Source organism: Pseudomonas sp. S9 (assembly GCF_000222125.1).
Lineage (GTDB): Bacteria > Pseudomonadota > Gammaproteobacteria > Pseudomonadales > Pseudomonadaceae > Aquipseudomonas > Aquipseudomonas segetis.
This window is the reverse complement of record NZ_AFFX01000004.1, coordinates 176,912-193,422: the sequence shown is the minus strand read 5'-3', so window position 1 is coordinate 193,422 and position 16,511 is coordinate 176,912. Positions and strand designations below refer to the sequence as shown.

The 16,511-nt window shown below is 58.7% G+C and carries 11 protein-coding genes; 6 read left to right on the top strand and 5 right to left on the bottom strand.

Annotation, left to right across the window (positions count from 1 at the left end; genetic code table 11):
- Positions 1-907: 907 nt before the first annotated feature.
- A complete protein-coding gene (locus PSES9_RS0109905; RefSeq protein ID WP_010486490.1) occupies positions 908-2,278 on the bottom strand; it encodes a DUF1329 domain-containing protein in 1,371 nt (456 codons plus the stop codon).
- 28 nt (positions 2,279-2,306) lie between these two features.
- The gene (locus PSES9_RS0109900) at positions 2,307-4,070 is read right to left on the bottom strand and encodes a DUF1302 domain-containing protein (protein ID WP_010486488.1); all 1,764 of its coding nucleotides are present in this window, start codon (positions 4,068-4,070) and stop codon (positions 2,307-2,309) included.
- A gap of 580 nt (positions 4,071-4,650) precedes the next feature.
- Between PSES9_RS0109900 and gcvH the strand changes: the two genes are divergently transcribed.
- From gcvH to gcvT, 6 genes are all read left to right on the top strand, one after another.
- Positions 4,651-5,034, top strand: coding sequence for a glycine cleavage system protein GcvH (gene gcvH, locus PSES9_RS0109895; RefSeq protein ID WP_010486486.1), 384 nt, complete (start codon positions 4,651-4,653; stop codon positions 5,032-5,034).
- A gap of 9 nt (positions 5,035-5,043) precedes the next feature.
- A complete protein-coding gene (gene gcvP, locus PSES9_RS0109890) occupies positions 5,044-7,899 on the top strand; it encodes an aminomethyl-transferring glycine dehydrogenase (protein WP_010486484.1) in 2,856 nt (951 codons plus the stop codon).
- A 195-nt stretch (positions 7,900-8,094) separates the two neighbouring features.
- Complete coding sequence (locus PSES9_RS0109885; RefSeq protein ID WP_010486482.1) at positions 8,095-9,471, top strand: alanine/glycine:cation symporter family protein; 1,377 nt, start codon at positions 8,095-8,097, stop codon at positions 9,469-9,471.
- A gap of 53 nt (positions 9,472-9,524) precedes the next feature.
- Positions 9,525-10,778, top strand: a complete 1,254-nt coding sequence (gene glyA / locus PSES9_RS0109880; protein ID WP_010486480.1) for a serine hydroxymethyltransferase — start codon at positions 9,525-9,527, stop codon at positions 10,776-10,778.
- Positions 10,779-10,876: 98 nt separating this feature from the next.
- Entirely contained in the window at positions 10,877-12,253 is a 1,377-nt protein-coding gene (locus tag PSES9_RS0109875; protein ID WP_010486478.1) for an L-serine ammonia-lyase, read from the top strand.
- Between the two features lie 55 nt (positions 12,254-12,308).
- Positions 12,309-13,433 (top strand): glycine cleavage system aminomethyltransferase GcvT, encoded by a 1,125-nt coding sequence (gcvT, locus tag PSES9_RS0109870; RefSeq protein WP_010486476.1) that lies wholly within the window; start codon positions 12,309-12,311, stop codon positions 13,431-13,433.
- Between the two features lie 157 nt (positions 13,434-13,590).
- On the opposite strand, the gene dsbG is transcribed toward gcvT, so the two are convergent.
- The 3 genes from dsbG to PSES9_RS0109855 form a co-directional block, all read right to left on the bottom strand.
- Positions 13,591-14,361 (bottom strand): thiol:disulfide interchange protein DsbG, encoded by a 771-nt coding sequence (gene dsbG / locus PSES9_RS0109865; RefSeq protein WP_010486474.1) that lies wholly within the window; start codon positions 14,359-14,361, stop codon positions 13,591-13,593.
- A complete protein-coding gene (locus PSES9_RS0109860; RefSeq protein WP_010486473.1) occupies positions 14,358-15,173 on the bottom strand; it encodes a TlpA disulfide reductase family protein in 816 nt (271 codons plus the stop codon). Before PSES9_RS0109860 ends, dsbG begins: the two co-directional genes overlap by 4 nt.
- A 145-nt stretch (positions 15,174-15,318) precedes the next feature.
- Complete coding sequence (locus PSES9_RS0109855) at positions 15,319-16,449, bottom strand: M14 family metallopeptidase (RefSeq protein WP_010486472.1); 1,131 nt, start codon at positions 16,447-16,449, stop codon at positions 15,319-15,321.
- Between the last annotated feature and the right edge of the window lie 62 nt (positions 16,450-16,511).

The window sequence follows — 16,511 nt, the reverse complement described above, 5'->3', positions numbered from 1 at the left end:
CCCGCAGAACACTTCATGCTCAATGTAATCGAGCAACACACTGCTGCTGCCACTGAGCTCATGATGGCTTTCATAGCGCGAATGGCTGGCAGCCAGGTGCAGCAGGCGCATGGCTGCCGGCCAGCCAGCGCAGTAATCGAATAACTGTTGCGCATGCGGCAAGTGGGCGACATCTGTATTACCCAACCACTGGCAGAGCTCGTCGTAGCTGAAAGCCAGTTCGTTGCTGCCCAGTTCGAACAACTCGCCCTCAAGCAACAACCGTGGGAAATTACACTGTGGACGTCGGCGACTGCCCAGCCACCAATTGATACTGTCGGCCGCGCTACTGATCAGGCGATCAAGGCAACTGTCGAGCTGCTCATTGGGCTCACGCGAATAATCGTTAAGCACGATCCACAGCTTGCGCGTCTCGGCGCCAATTGCCAGTAACAACCGGTTCTCTGAAAGCGCCTGCGAATAACCCAAGGCGCTGGACAGTTGCTGGCACAGCTCGGCACTGCTCCAGTTCGCCCCGGCACAATTGAGCCAGACCACTGTGCGGTCGGCTGGACACTGGCGCATGCAATCAGCCAGCAACACCGATTTGCCGAAGCCGGCCGGTGCAACCAAAAGGCGCAGGCGACAGTTTTCAGCCAGCAAACGTTGTTGTAGCTGTGAACGGACAACGTGCCCAGGCGGCACTCTGGGCAATGTGGTTTTGGCGCAGACGGGAAGTGCCACGCCAGCGGAAAGTGCGTAAGCGCTCATAGCCACTCATAATTATTGTTGTGGAGCAGATAGCATAGGACGCTAACCCCTATCCCGCCCAGGATGAAGCTCCATAAGCCCGACTGATGCCGACCAATAAAAAAAGCGGCCCGAAGGCCGCTCTAAACATGGAGTGTCAGTCTGCCCTAGGCTCGAATCAACGCACCCCGGATGCGCGCAGAGCCGCTGGCGTGTAGTCGGCAACACTGGCCTTGAAACCGAACTCATAGGCAGTGCTTTCTTCGTTTTTCAGGCCCAGCGCAATGTAGCGACCCGCGATTATGTCGTAGAGGGTTTCCACGGTATAACCGGTCATCTGCCGCGGGTAGTAGTACTGGGCATGGCCTTCGGCAACGCGCCAGAGCTGGCCACGACCGTCGTAGTGATCAGCCAGAACGATCTCCCAGCTGTCTTCATCCACGAAGTAGTGACGCTTGGCGTAGATGTGACGCTCGCCCGGCTTCAGCGTTGCCTCGACCTCCCACACCCGGTGCAGCTCATAGCGAGCAAGATCCTGATTGATATGACCGGCCTTGATGATCTCGTCGTACTTGAGCTTCGGCGAATCCAGCTTGTAGGCGTTGTAGGGAATATACATTTCCTTCTTGCCGATCAGCTTCCAGTCATAACGGTCTGGAGCACCCGAGAACACATCAAAGTTATCGGCGGTACGCATGCCGTCAGACGCGGTACCTGGACCGTCATAGGCCACTTGCGGTGCGCGACGAACACGACGCTGGCCGGCGTTGTAGATCCACGCCAGGCGTGGTTCCTTGACCTGGTCAATGGTCTCGTGCACCAGCAACACGTTACCGGCCAAACGCGACGGCGCCGTTACCCGCTGCTTGAAGTACAGCAGGATATTGCTGGTCTTGGCTGGATCAGCACCTTCAAGCTCGGTCGGGAATGCCACTTCGTCGTCAAACTTGACCAGGCTGTATGAGCCATTTACCTGCGGCGTGGCCTGGACGATATGCCGGCGCACGTTGCCACCGCGATACCGGGTGATATGGTTCCAGATCACCTCGACCCCGGTCTTGGGGATCGGGAAGGCATAGTAACGACTGTCGCTGAAGTTCTGCAGGCCGTTACCACCATCGACACCTACGGTATTGAGCGCACTTCTCTTCGCGGCCTCATAGATTTCAGGCGGAGCTCCGGCTGTACGGTGAGTCGGGTAAACCGGCATCTTGTAGGTCTGTGGATAACGCTTGAACATCGCCAACTGGCCAGCGGAAAGCTTGTCCTTGTACTGGTCGGCATTGCTCGCGGTAATCACGAACAGGGGTTTCTCGTCGGCAAAGGGGTCGGTGACAAAACCGGCCGCGTCGACCGCCCCGGCCGTTTTCGGCAGGCCGCCATCCCACGCGGGAATAGTGCCATCGGCGTTTCCGGCTTTTTCAGCGCCAAGCGGCGTCAAGCTTGTTCCTAACTTGGCAGCTTCCTGCTCAGACACGGCAGCCATCACACTGCTTGCCAGCAATGTCAGGAGCAACGCGCCTGCCGATAGGATTCTGTTGTTTTTCATCGATTACGGATCCTTTGGTTATCGTTGATCAGAAGTTGACGCCGAGGCTCAGTGCAACGAAATCACGGTCTGTAATCACGTTGTAGTCACCACCAAAGAAATCGGTGTAGCTGAGGCTGGCGTTGTAGGTGTTCTGGTATTCGGCACTCAAGCCAATGCTGATAGCCTTGCTGCCTTCGGTGAAGTTAGGCCCATAACCGCTGACGTCATGCGACCACGCCAGGCTTGGAGTCAGGTTCACACCGGCAAAAACGTTGTTGTAGTCGGCGCTGGCACGCAACCTGTAGCCCCAGGAGCTTGAAGTGTAGAAACCATCGTCATTACATTCGTCAGGATTAGCGGCGTTGAACGCCTCGCAAACACCGGGAGCGGTAAACTCACCAGCACCAAAGATTGGATCGCGGCCAAAGCGCACCTCTCCAACGTCATCGCTGATTCCACTGATGTAGTTATAGCCCACCTCGCCGAGTAAGGTCAGGCGACTGGCCCCCAATACCCGATCGATGAATTGCACAGCTGTGATCTGCGCCTGGGTCACTTCACGGCGCTCGTAGCCATGCAGGTCAGCCGCTGACGTGTTTTGCGAGTCACCGGAAACAAAGATCGGTGAGAACGGCAGGCCCAACGCGGCAAATGACATGTCGGTCGAGTTGATCTGCAGCGGCATATTCGGCCGGTAGCTCAATTCACCGGAAAGCGCGGTGCCATTGACGTTGGTGGCGAAGCTCAAACCGTACAGACGGATGTCTTCGGGGTACTCGATAAAGTAGCGTGCATCTGGCGCACCCGGAATGAACGCAGCGCTTGGCGAGGTGGTGCGGATGGTACTGAACACCGGCCCACGGCTGTGGTAGTTCATGGTGTACAGGCCAAACTCGGTGTCGTTGAGCGACTCTGCATACCAGCGCAGGGCCAGGCCATACTGGCCGCTGTCCCGTGCATCTCGGTCACCGGCACGCGGAATGTAGGCGTTATCGACAAAGGAGTTGGTCGACTCGCCAGGCGGCAGGTCCGGGCCAGCCACCACCAGGCGGTCTTCGCAGCCATCGGCGACCACGTCCGAGGTGGAGAAAAAGGTGCCGCAGTTATCCGCGACAGTCTGGTCCCACTCCAATTGGTAGAAGGCCTCCATGCTCACACTGTCGGTGAGGCTTTGCGAGACATAGAGCATGTTGACCGGGATCAGGCCTTCCTTGATTTCCGCACCTGGGCGACGGAAAGCAGCGGCGTCGATCGGGTTGATCGAGTTGATCGAGTTCTGGATGAAAGTACTTTCCCCCCAACTGACGACCTGCTTACCAACCCGCACACTGCCGGGCAGATCGCCAATGGCGTAGTTGTGGTAGATGAAGGCATCGAGAATCTCGCCGCCGGATGATTGCGCCGCTTCTTTGCGGTTGTGGTCGTCGATGTCGTAGAACAGGCGGCTTTCATCCTTGGTTTCGAAGTCGTACCAATACTTGCCGCGGACAAACACGCCAGTATCCCCATACTTCAACTCAAGGTCGTGGATACCCTTGAAGATCTTCGAGAAGGTTTCCCCCTTCTTGAAGTTGAGCCGGCCGTCGTCCGAGGTGCGCGACGAGGCAGTCCCGCCACTGGCAGTCGAGATAAAGTCCTTGTCGCCGTCACGGGTAGCCCAACTCGCCCCCACGGAAAGCGAGGAGTCGAACTGAGCCTCGATTGGGCCAATGTTGAAGTTCACAGCCTGGGCTTGTGTTGTACAGCCGAGCGCGACTGCAGCAGCCAGCGCACAAGGCTGAAAGAATGCATGTCTTGTTTTTGTTGTCATGCGACGCTCCTGAAAGCGATGTGTTGAGTGTTGCCGCCAACCTACCCAGAGCGACCTCGGGCGATAAGCGCCCGAAAGAGGTATTTTGGATGTCAGCCGAAAGAGTGAATCCCCCCGCCAACACGGGGTTTCAGGACGTCAATCGGCATGCACAATGGTGCATTATTGAGTGACTGAATAATGAGCCAACAGCCTGCCAACCCGCGCCCAGCCTGGCTATGACAGCCACTTGCCCCTTGAGCTAGACTGCTTGCGCGATAAAAGCCCGGGCCTGCACAGGCTCTCGCCCCACCATGTATTCAAATCAATACACCGTATATAAATCAATACAATCTCGATAACTTGCGGTTCCAGTGGCTTCGCTCTGGTTACGCGAAGATGGCTGCCTAAAGCCGTATTGATTTCGATACACAGCAGAACAAATCCACACCCCAAAATCGCCTCAATCCTTTGATTTTTATAGATATTTTAACGATGGCACCCAGTTTGCAGACAAACTGGGCAAGACGCCCGTCCATGGCGGGCACCTGAATCATCGTCTGCAACAGAAACAGGCGAGACTGTCACTTGAGGAGTTCACATGAGCGAATTGCGTTTTACCGTCGAGCACGAATGGCTGCGCCTGGAAGAAGATGGCCTGGTAACCGTTGGCATCACTGCCTTTGCCCAAGAAGCACTGGGTGACGTGGTATTCGTGCAATTGCCGGAAGCGCAAAGCTACAGCGCTGAAGCCGAAGTCGCCGTGCTGGAATCGGTCAAGGCCGCCAGCAACATCACCATGCCGCTCGATGGCGAAGTGGTTGAAATCAACACCGACCTCGAAGCCAGCCCTGAACTGGTCAATGAAGATCCGCTGGGCCAGGGTTGGTTCTTCCGCTTCCGCCCTGCCAATCCAAGTGCCATCAATGATCTGCTCGACCAGGCTGCTTACGATCGCCTGCTAAACGCTAACGCTGACGCCTGAGGCTAGCTGATGACTGACCTGACGACCGAAAACGAATTTATTGCGCGCCACATCGGCCCGCGTGACGCTGACATCAACGCCATGCTCCAGCAGCTGGGCTTTGACTCGCTCGACGCACTCAGCGCCAGCGTTATCCCCGAGAGCATCAAGGGCACCAGCGTACTGGGCCAGACTCCGGGCCTGAGCGAAGCCGCTGCATTGGCCAAGATCAAGGCGATCGCCGCCAAGAACCAGGAGTTCAAGACCTTTATTGGCCAGGGCTATTACGGCACCCACACGCCGTCGCCGATTCTGCGCAACCTGCTGGAAAATCCAGCCTGGTACACCGCCTACACCCCGTATCAGCCTGAAATTTCCCAGGGTCGCCTGGAAGCGCTGCTCAACTTCCAGACCCTGGTCAGCGATCTTTCTGGCCTGCCTATCGCCAACGCGTCCTTGCTCGACGAGGCCACCGCTGCCGCCGAAGCAATGACCTTCTGCAAGCGTTTGTCGAAGAACAAGGCCAGCAACAGCTTCTTTGCCTCCAAGCATTGCCACCCGCAAACCCTCGACGTGCTGCGCACCCGTGCCGAGCCACTGGGCATTGACGTTGTAATCGGCGATGAAGCCGAAATCACTGACGCCAGTGCCTACTTTGGCGCCCTGCTGCAATACCCGACCAGCAACGGTGACATCTTCGACTACCGCGCACTGGTCGAGCAGTTCCACGCGGCCAATGCGCTGGTTGCGGTTGCAGCCGACTTGCTGGCCCTGACCTTGCTGACGCCTCCGGGTGAGTTCGGTGCCGACGTGGCTCTGGGCAGTGCCCAACGCTTCGGTGTGCCGCTGGGTTTTGGTGGCCCGCACGCCGCCTACTTCGCCACTCGTGATGCTTTCAAGCGCGACATGCCTGGCCGACTGGTCGGTGTCTCGGTTGACCGTTTCGGCAAGCCTGCCCTGCGCCTGGCCATGCAAACCCGCGAGCAGCATATCCGCCGCGAAAAGGCCACCAGCAACATCTGTACCGCACAGGTCTTGCTGGCCAATATCGCCAGCATGTATGCGGTCTACCACGGCCCACAAGGCCTGACCCGCATTGCCAAGCGCGTACATCAGATGACCGCAATCTTTGCCCAAGGCCTGGCCAAGCTGGGCTTTGCGGTTGAGCAGGACAACTTCTTCGACACCCTGACCATTGCCACCGGTGAGCGCACCGCGACCTTGCACAAGCAGGCCCGTGAACTGTCGATCAACCTGCGCGTGGTGGACGCACAGCGGGTTGGTGTCTCGTTCGACGAAACCACCGATCAGGCTGCAATCGAAAGCCTGTGGGAAGTCTTTGCCGAGCCAGGCAACAGCCTGCCAAGCTTCACTGAACTGGCCAAGGCCGTTGCCACTCGGCTGCCGCAGGCATTGCTGCGTCAATCAGCCATTCTCAGCCACCCGGTATTCAACCGCTATCACTCCGAAACCGAGTTGATGCGCTACCTGCGCAAGCTGGCTGACAAGGACCTGGCGCTGGATCGCAGCATGATCCCGCTGGGTTCTTGCACCATGAAGCTCAATGCCGCCAGTGAAATGATCCCGGTGACCTGGGCTGAGTTCGGCAACCTGCATCCATTTGCCCCAGCCGAACAAAGCCAGGGTTACCAGCAACTCACCGACGAACTGGAAGCGATGCTCTGCGCCGCGACGGGTTATGACGGTGTATCGCTGCAGCCTAATGCCGGTTCGCAGGGCGAGTACGCAGGCCTGCTGGCCATTCGTGCCTACCACATCAGCCGTGGCGACGATCAGCGCGACATCTGCCTGATCCCGCAGTCGGCCCATGGCACCAACCCGGCGACAGCCAGCATGGTTGGCATGCGCGTGGTGGTTACCGCCTGCGATGCCCGTGGCAACGTGGATATCGAAGATCTGCGCGCCAAGGCTGTGGAGCACAAGGATCGTCTCGCCGCACTGATGATCACCTATCCCTCGACCCATGGTGTGTTTGAGGAGGGCATCCGCGAGATCGCCCAGATCATTCACGACAACGGCGGCCAGGTGTACATCGACGGCGCCAACATGAACGCCATGGTCGGGCTCTGCGCCCCAGGCCAGTTCGGTGGCGACGTTTCGCACCTCAACCTGCACAAGACCTTCTGCATCCCGCACGGCGGTGGCGGCCCGGGCGTTGGCCCAATCGGCGTCAAGGAACACCTGATCCCGTTCCTGCCGGGCCACGCCAATATGACGCGCAAGGAAGGTGCTGTCAGCGCAGCGCCATTTGGTAGCGCGAGCATTCTGCCGATCACCTGGATGTACATCACCATGATGGGTGGCGAAGGCCTCAAGCGTGCCTCGCAGCTGGCTATTCTCAACGCCAACTACATTGCCCGCCGCCTTGAGGAACACTACCCGGTGCTCTACAGCGGCACCAATGGCCTGGTTGCCCACGAGTGCATTCTCGATATTCGCCCGATCAAAGACGCCAGCGGCATCAGCGTTGATGACGTGGCCAAGCGCCTGATCGACTTCGGCTTCCACGCGCCGACCATGTCGTTCCCGGTTGCCGGCACCCTGATGATCGAGCCGACCGAAAGTGAGTCCAAAGAAGAACTGGATCGCTTCTGCGACGCGATGATTGCCATCCGTGACGAAATTCGCGCGGTTGAACGCGGTGATCTCGACAAAGAGAACAACCCACTGAAAAACGCACCGCACACTGCCCTTGAGCTGGTTGGTGAGTGGACGCACAGCTACAGCCGTGAGCAGGCGGTCTATCCGGTCGCCTCGCTGATCGACGGCAAGTACTGGCCACCAGTGGGTCGTGTCGACAACGTGTTTGGCGATCGCAACCTGATCTGCGCCTGCCCGTCTATCGAAGCGTACCAAGACGCCTGATGCAACACCCGACAAACGCCCGTACTGGTTGCGGGCGTTTGTCGCGGGCCTAGGTGGCCCGATTATTCAACAACTGGCTGCATGACTGCAGTCAGCCACTGCGCAAAACCAGCAAGCTACAGTAAGACCACTGCTAACAGCCCCTATCGAGCGCAGGCTCCTCCTGACGCTAACAACAACAAAAAGGTGCGTTCCATGGAATTTATCAACACTTTGGTTAACTCAATAAACGGACTTGTCTGGGGCCCACCGATGCTGGTGGCGATTCTCGGTACAGGCCTGTTCCTGATGCTGCGCCTGAAGTTCATGCCGCTGAGCAAGATTGGCGCAGGCTTCAGCCTGATGTGGAAAGGTCGCAAGAAAGACGATGATGCCAGCGGCGAAATCAGCCCATTCCAGGCGTTGATGACCTGCCTGGCGGCAACCGTGGGCACCGGCAACATTGCCGGTGTGGCGACCGCTATCTTCCTTGGCGGGCCTGGCGCGCTATTCTGGATGTGGTGTACCGCGCTGGTCGGGATGGCGACCAAGTACTGCGAAGTGGTTCTGGCAGTTCATTACCGTGAGAAAGATGACCGCGGCGAGCATGTCGGCGGGCCCATGTATGCAATCAAGAATGGCCTGGGCCAGAAGTGGCTCTGGCTTGGCACTGCCTTCGCCATCTTCGGCGGCCTAGCTGGCTTTGGCATCGGCAACATGGTCCAGGTCAACAGCATGGCCCATGCCCTTGAAAGCACCTTCAATGTTCCGCTGTGGGTAACTGGCGTTGTCAGCATGGTTGCCGTTGGCCTGGTTATCCTTGGTGGCATCAAGCGTATTGGCGTGGTCGCCGCAGCCTTGGTGCCCTTCATGTGCGTTGCCTACATCGTCGCCTCTATCGTGGTGCTGGTGGTGTTTGCCGACCAGATCCCCAATGCGTTCGGCATGATCTTCACCTATGCCTTCAGCCCTGCAGCCGCCACCGGTGGTTTTGCTGGCGCAGCAGTCATGGCAGCGATCCGCTTTGGTGTGGCGCGCGGTATTTTCTCCAACGAAGCAGGTCTCGGTACGGCCGGTATCGCCCAGGCGGCCGGCACCACCAATAGTCCGGTACGCTCGGGCATGATCGGCATGCTCGGAACCTTTATCGACACCCTGGTGATCTGCACCATGACCGGCCTGGCCATCATCTGCTCAGGCGTCTGGACCAGCGGCGTCAGTGGCGCAGCCCTTTCAGCCTCGGCCTTCGAGTCGGCAATGCCCGGTTTCGGCGGCGCATTCCTGAGTATTGCCCTGGTGATATTTGCCTTCACCACTATTCTTGGCTGGAGCTATTTTGGCGAAAAATGCTGGGAGTTCATGGTCGGCACCAAGGCGATCCTGCCGTTTCGCATTATCTGGGTACTGGCCGTGCCGTTTGGCGCTATTGCCCAGCTCGACTTTGCCTGGCTGCTGGCCGACACCCTCAACGGCTTGATGGCCCTGCCCAACCTGCTCTCGCTGCTGCTGTTGAGCCCGGTCGTGGTCAAGCTGACCCGCGATCATTTCAACCCTGACATCGTCAAGCGCAGTGTTGAATCACTGCAACGCTAACTCAACATGGCGCGAGCGATAACCGCTCGCGCCCGACTTTAAGGACAGCCGCAATGTTCTACAAAAGCCTGACTTTGAACGAATACGATCCAGCCCTGGCCCGCGCCCTGCAAGCAGAAGACCGCCGCCAGGAAGACCACATCGAGCTGATCGCCTCGGAAAACTACACCAGCCCAGCGGTGATGGAAGCCCAGGGCAGCGGCTTGACCAACAAGTACGCCGAAGGCTATCCGGGCAAGCGCTATTACGGCGGCTGCGAGCACGTTGATGTGGTCGAAAGCCTGGCCATCGAGCGCGCCAAGCAGCTGTTCGGTGCCGACTACGCCAACGTCCAGCCACACTCGGGTTCGTCCGCCAACTCCGCGGTCTACCTGGCGCTGCTGCAGGCCGGCGACACCATCCTGGGCATGAGCCTGGCCCATGGCGGCCACCTGACCCACGGCGCCCACGTCAGCTCATCCGGCAAGCTCTACAACGCTATCCAGTACGGCATCGACGAGCAAGGCCTGATTGACTACGCCGAAGTCGAGCGCCTGGCCCTTGAGCACAAGCCCAAGATGATAGTGGCGGGCTTCTCTGCCTATTCGCGTACCCTGGACTTCGCCCGTTTCCGCGAAATCGCCGACAAAGTTGGCGCTTACCTGTTCGTCGACATGGCCCACGTTGCCGGTCTGGTCGCCGCAGGCCTGTACCCCAACCCACTGCCCTATGCTGACGTGGTCACCACCACCACGCACAAGACCCTGCGCGGCCCACGCGGCGGCCTGATTCTGGCCAAGGCCAACGAAGCGATCGAGAAGAAACTCAACTCGGCGGTTTTCCCCGGCAGCCAGGGCGGCCCGCTGATGCACGTTATTGCCGGTAAAGCGGTGTGCTTCAAGGAAGCCATGGAGCCAAGCTTCAAGGCCTATCAACTGCAGGTCATCAACAACGCCCAGGCCATGGCCGAGGTCTTTGTCGGACGCGGCTATGAAGTGGTTTCCGGCGGCACTGATAACCATCTGTTCCTGCTGAGCCTGATCAAGCAAGGCCTGACCGGAAAGGCTGCCGATGCAGCGTTGGGCGCGGCGCATATCACCGTGAACAAAAACGCAGTGCCAAACGACCCGCAGTCACCTTTCGTCACCTCGGGCATCCGCATTGGCACCCCGGCCGTGACCACCCGTGGCTTCAAGGAAGGTGAATGCCGTGGGCTGGCGGGCTGGATCTGCGACATTCTCGATGAACTGGACAATCCTGCAGTTATCGAACGTGTACGTGGTCAGGTCAGCGAGTTCTGCAAGACCTTCCCGGTCTACGCTGAATAAGTAAGGCTCGCCAGCCGCTCACAAGGCGACTGGCGCACCTGGCCTCACAAGCAATTATTGATGCGGCTCGCGCTACAGGCGCAGCCCCACGAGGTTATATGTCACTCAGTGTTTTTGACTTGTTCAAAATTGGTATCGGCCCCTCCAGCTCGCACACGGTCGGGCCGATGCGAGCGGCTGCACGTTTTGTCGAAGGTTTGCGCCGCGATGACCTGCTGGCAGCTACCGAGCAGGTCAAGGTCGAGCTCTATGGCTCGCTGGGCGCCACCGGCAAGGGCCACTGCAGCGACAAAGCGGTCTTGCTCGGTTTGCTCGGCGAACAACCCGACAGCGTCGACACCAGCACCATTGATGAGCGCCTCAAGGCGATTCGAGCCGCTGGCGAACTGGATCTACTCGGCGAAAAAACCATTCGTTTTGTCGAAAAAGAACACCTGGCGATGATCCGCAAACCCTTGGCGTTCCATCCCAATGGCATGATCTTCCGCGCCTTTGATCAAGCCGGCCTGCAAGTGCGCAGCCGCGAGTACTACTCGGTTGGCGGTGGTTTTGTGGTGGACGATGAAGCCGCAGGCGCCGACCGCATCGTGGAGGATCAAACCCAGCTGGCCTACCCCTTCACCACCGGCAAACAGCTGCTGGCCCATTGTGCCGAGCATAATCTGTCGATCAGCCAGGTGATGCTGGCCAATGAAGCGGCCTGGCGTCCCGAAGCGGAAACCCGTGAACGTCTGCTGAATATCTGGCAGGTGATGCAAGATTGCGTCACGGCGGGCTGCAACAACGAAGGCATCATGCCCGGCGGCCTGAAAGTGAAACGGCGCGCAGCGGCGTTGTATCGCCAACTGTGCAAGAACCCCGAAGCCAATATGCGCGATGCATTGAGCGTGCTCGACTGGGTCAACCTCTATGCCCTGGCGGTCAATGAAGAAAATGCCAGCGGCGGCCGCGTCGTGACTGCACCAACCAATGGCGCAGCCGGGATCATTCCGGCGGTCTTGCATTACTACACACGCTTTATCAGCGGTGCCAACGACGATGGCGTGGTGCGCTTTTTGTTGACGGGGGCGGCCATCGGCATCCTCTACAAGGAGAATGCCTCGATCTCCGGTGCCGAAGTCGGCTGCCAGGGCGAAGTGGGCGTTGCTTGTTCAATGGCGGCGGGCGCCTTGTGCGAAGTGCTTGGCGGCAGCGTGCAACAGGTCGAAAACGCGGCGGAAATCGGCATGGAGCACAACCTTGGCCTGACTTGCGACCCCGTTGGAGGCCTGGTCCAGGTGCCCTGCATCGAACGCAATGCAATGGGTTCGGTCAAGGCCATCAATGCAGTGCGCATGGCACTGCGCGGCGACGGCCAGCACTTTATCTCGCTGGACAAGGTGATTCGCACCATGCGCCAGACCGGCGCCGACATGAAAAGCAAGTACAAGGAAACCGCTCGCGGCGGCCTGGCTGTCAATATTATCGAATGCTGATTGAGCGCTGCGTTCCGCACAGGAGCGCAGCGAACAGAATACCAAGGAGACCTGCATGACTACCGAAACACTCGCAAAAACCCCACTGCACGCACTGCACCTTGAACTGGGCGCACGCATGGTGCCATTCGCAGGCTATGACATGCCGGTGCAGTATCCGCTCGGCGTCATGAAGGAACACTTGCAGACTCGCGACCAAGCTGGCTTGTTCGATGTCTCGCACATGGGCCAGTTGGTGCTGCGCGGCGCCAATGCAGCCAAGGCGCTGGAAACCCTGGTACCGGTCGACATCATCGACCTGCCAGTTGGCATGCAGCGCTATGCAATGTTCACCGATGAAAACGGCGGCATTCTCGACGACCTGATGGTCGCCAACCTCGGCGACGACACCCTGTTCCTGGTGGTCAACGCGGCCTGCAAGGACCAGGACCTGGCGCACCTGCGCAAGCACATTGGCGAGCAATGCGAGATCGAGAGCCTGTTTGAAACGCGGGCCCTGCTGGCCCTGCAAGGCCCTAAAGCCGTTGACGTGCTCAGCCGCCTCGCACCAGAAGTGGCGAAGATGACCTTTATGCAATTCGCCCAGGTTCGCCTGCTCGGTGTTGATTGCTACGTGAGCCGTTCGGGCTATACCGGCGAAGACGGCTACGAAATTTCAGTGTCTAACGAAAGCGCTGAAACCCTGGCCCGCAGCCTGCTGGCCGAGCCAGAAGTCGAAGCCATTGGCCTTGGTGCCCGTGACTCACTTCGCCTGGAAGCTGGCCTATGCCTGTATGGCCATGACATGAGCACCAGCACCACGCCAATCGAGGCCAGCCTGCTCTGGGCCATGTCCAAGCCACGTCGCGCCGATGGTGCCCGTGCTGGCGGCTTCCCCGGCGCAGAGCAGATCTTCGCCCAACAACAAGCCGGCGTTGCCAGCAAGCGCGTGGGCCTGTTGCCGCAAGAGCGCGTACCAGTACGCGAGGGGGCTGAAATCGTCGATGCCGATGGCAACATCATAGGCGCAGTCACCAGCGGCGGTTTCGGCCCTACCCTGGGCGCGCCGGTTGCCATGGGCTACGTTCAGGCCAGTCATGTGCCGGTTGGCAGTGATGTCTGGGCAATAGTACGGGGCAAGCGTGTGCCGATGAAAGTGGCCAAGACACCTTTCGTTGAGCAACGCTACTACCGCGGCTGATCAGCTGGCAGCAATGGCGGACAAACAAGCCTTGTCTGCCATTGTGTGTTTCCTAGGATGCGGCAACGCGAAGCTTGCCCACCAGAGTCCAGTTATTTGCGATAGACCTTAACTTGCGATAAATGGCGGACAGAAAAGCGCTGTCCGCCCTACATCCCTACTCGCCCATGATCGCTTTCAAGGCATCTGGACGCGGCGCACCTTGTTGCTGCTGCAGGCGCCCGTCTTTATCCAGATAGAAAATCGCCGGGGTCGCCTGGCCACCCAGCTCGTTCATCAGCTCAAGATTGCTATCAAGCTGCTTCTGGATGTGTGGCGGAATGGTTTTTAGCGGCGCCAGCGTACTGGATTGCCCAGCAGACTCATGCTCGTTAAGCGCTTGCTCTGGCGATTTGGCCGCAAGAATGGTGGCCGCCTTGGCCTCGCTGTCCTCGCGAATGATACCCACCATGATATGGCGCAACTGCACCTTGCCTGCCTCGACCCAGGGCCGCGACTGCTTCCAGAACAGGGTGCAGTACGGGCAGTTGGGGTCGCTGAATACGTACACGACACGCGGTGCATCGTCCTTACCATCGCCAACCCAGTGGCTTTTCTCCATTCGCGCCCACATTTGCTTGGCCATCGGCTGGTAGACCAGTTGCTCCAGCGGCGCTTCGCTGAGATCGGCACCCTGCTCGTCGAGCAATGTACCGAGCAGCACGTGCTTGCCGTCCGGCATCAGGTACAGCGCCATGCCTTGGCCATTGTATTTGGCGGCAAACCCCTGCATGCCACCCGGGGCATCGAAACGGCCGACAATTTCAGCGCCGCGCGCCTCGACGGCCTTGATTGGCGCAGGCCATTGCTCGGCATGCAGGCTCGTCGCAGCAGCGCTCAACAGCGCCAGCGTCAACCAGCGAGAAGGCTCAAGTATCAACTTGGTCATTGTTTATCATCCTTTTTAAACAGGTCTAATACCTGCAGCAGACTGGCTTCAGACAACTCACCCAAGTGGCTGCCAAGCTGTCGCCCCTGGGCGTCGTAGAACACGGTGGTGGGTAATGCACGCGAGCCAAGCATTGGCCCCAGGCGCGCATGGCTATCAAGCAGTACATTATCCATATTGAGTTGGCCGGCATTGAGAAACCGCTTGATTTCATCCTCGGTCTCGCCCTGGTTGACGAACAGGAAAGTTACCTCGGCATGACGTTCCTGCGCTGCGGCCAATACGGGCATCTCACGTCGGCACGGCGGACACCAGGTTGCCCAGAGATTGACCACCAACGGCTTGCCAACATAGTCGCTCAGCTCAACCGCCTTGCCATCCTGCGTGGTCAATGCAACATCCGGCAAACGGGTGCCCTGCTCCAGCGCGCGCATAACTGCCGAGCCCGATCCCCAGGCCAATAACCCGGCCACCAATGCCATCGCCAACGGACGGCGCATCGGCGGTTGCCTGACCAACCAGTACAGCCCCAGTAACAGCGCCAGCAGGATGCCAGGCCAGGCAATAAAGCCACCATCGCGCAGATCGATCACTTGCCACGGGTCACTCTTGAACTGTTCGAAGTAACGCACGACGAATGCGCAACGGGCACCGAGCACCCCAACCAAGAACATCAGGAACAGGCGGTTTTCGGGATTGCTCCCGGCATTGCGCCCAACCCACCAGCCAACCAGCGTGGCCACCAACAAACTGCCTAATAACAACAAATGAGCGACCGACATGGTCAAGGGGCCAAGGTTAACGCTGAGCATTCACTGTCCTTGAGAACGGTTACACCTGAACATCATTATCCAGGCAGACAACTGCGACCTATAGATTCAATCAAGGGTTCAGTAAAACCAACGCCTCAAGCGTTACAAACCATGTTCAGAGCCCTGCCCCCGCCTGGCCGACTGCTCAGCGCAATTGCTCGACCATATCGGCGATGACGCCAAGTACATCCTTGCCCAATTGCGCCGAGCGCTGCCCGTTCCAGCCCGTGCGTGGGCACGGCGTGTCATTGTGATCCTTGAATGGCATCTCGATGGTGAACGCCAGGCAGTCGAACTCCATACCAACCGAGTTGCACGCCAAGGTGGTATTGGCTTTGCCAGGCGCACTGCGCGGATAACCAAAGCGTGTCTGGAACTCAGCACCACTGGCAACCAGTCGGCTGCGGAACTCGTTGTCGAGCGCCTCCAGGCGCGCGTCAAAACCCGGGTTGCCCTCGCAACCGGCCGCAAACACATGGGGAATTTCTTCATCGCCATGAATGTCCAGAAACATGTCGACGCCGACCTTGCGCATCTGCTGCTGGACGAAGTACACCTCGGGACTCTGTTCCGGACTTGCCGATTGCCAAGCCCGGTTAAGGTCCTGACCGGCGGCGTTGGTGCGCAGGTGCCCACGAAAGGCGCCGTCTGGGTTCATGTTCGGCACCAGGTACAGATCAGCTTGCTCAAGCAAGTGGTTGAGCTGTGCGTCATCACGATTTTTAAGTCGCTCGATCACACCTTCCATGTACCACTCGGCCATGTGTTCGCCTGGATGCTGCTGGGCGATGATCCAGACCTTGCGTTGCGCCTTGGGGTTGCGGCTGACTTTCAGCAACTGGATATCACGCCCTTCAATACTCTTGCCGGTGGCGAAAAGCTGCGCGCCGGCATCGGCAATCGCGCTGGCAATCAACTGGTCATGACGAGCGCGACTATAGGGTTCGAAATAGGCAAACCAGATCTGCGTCTGGTGCGGTGCCAACTCAAAATCCAGCGCCCCATCCTGAAAGCGACTTGGCACCCTGAACCACTTTTTCTGGTCATATGAGGCAGCGGTGTCGTACCCGCTCCAGGCGTGACTGTACGCAGAATTGTGGGCATTGGTCAGGCTGAAGCCAATCGGGCGACCCGGCGTCAGGCCATCCACCTTGAAGTGAAACCACTGGAAATGATGGCTGCGCAGATCAGGTCGTATCGCCAGCAGGACCCGTTGAGGATTACTGTCATCAATGACCTCAATATTGCCACTGTCGAAATCACAACTGATCTGCATACCCACCTCGAAAACATTGAATTCAGAAAACCATCTAAAGCATCGCAGCTCCAGCCCCAGTT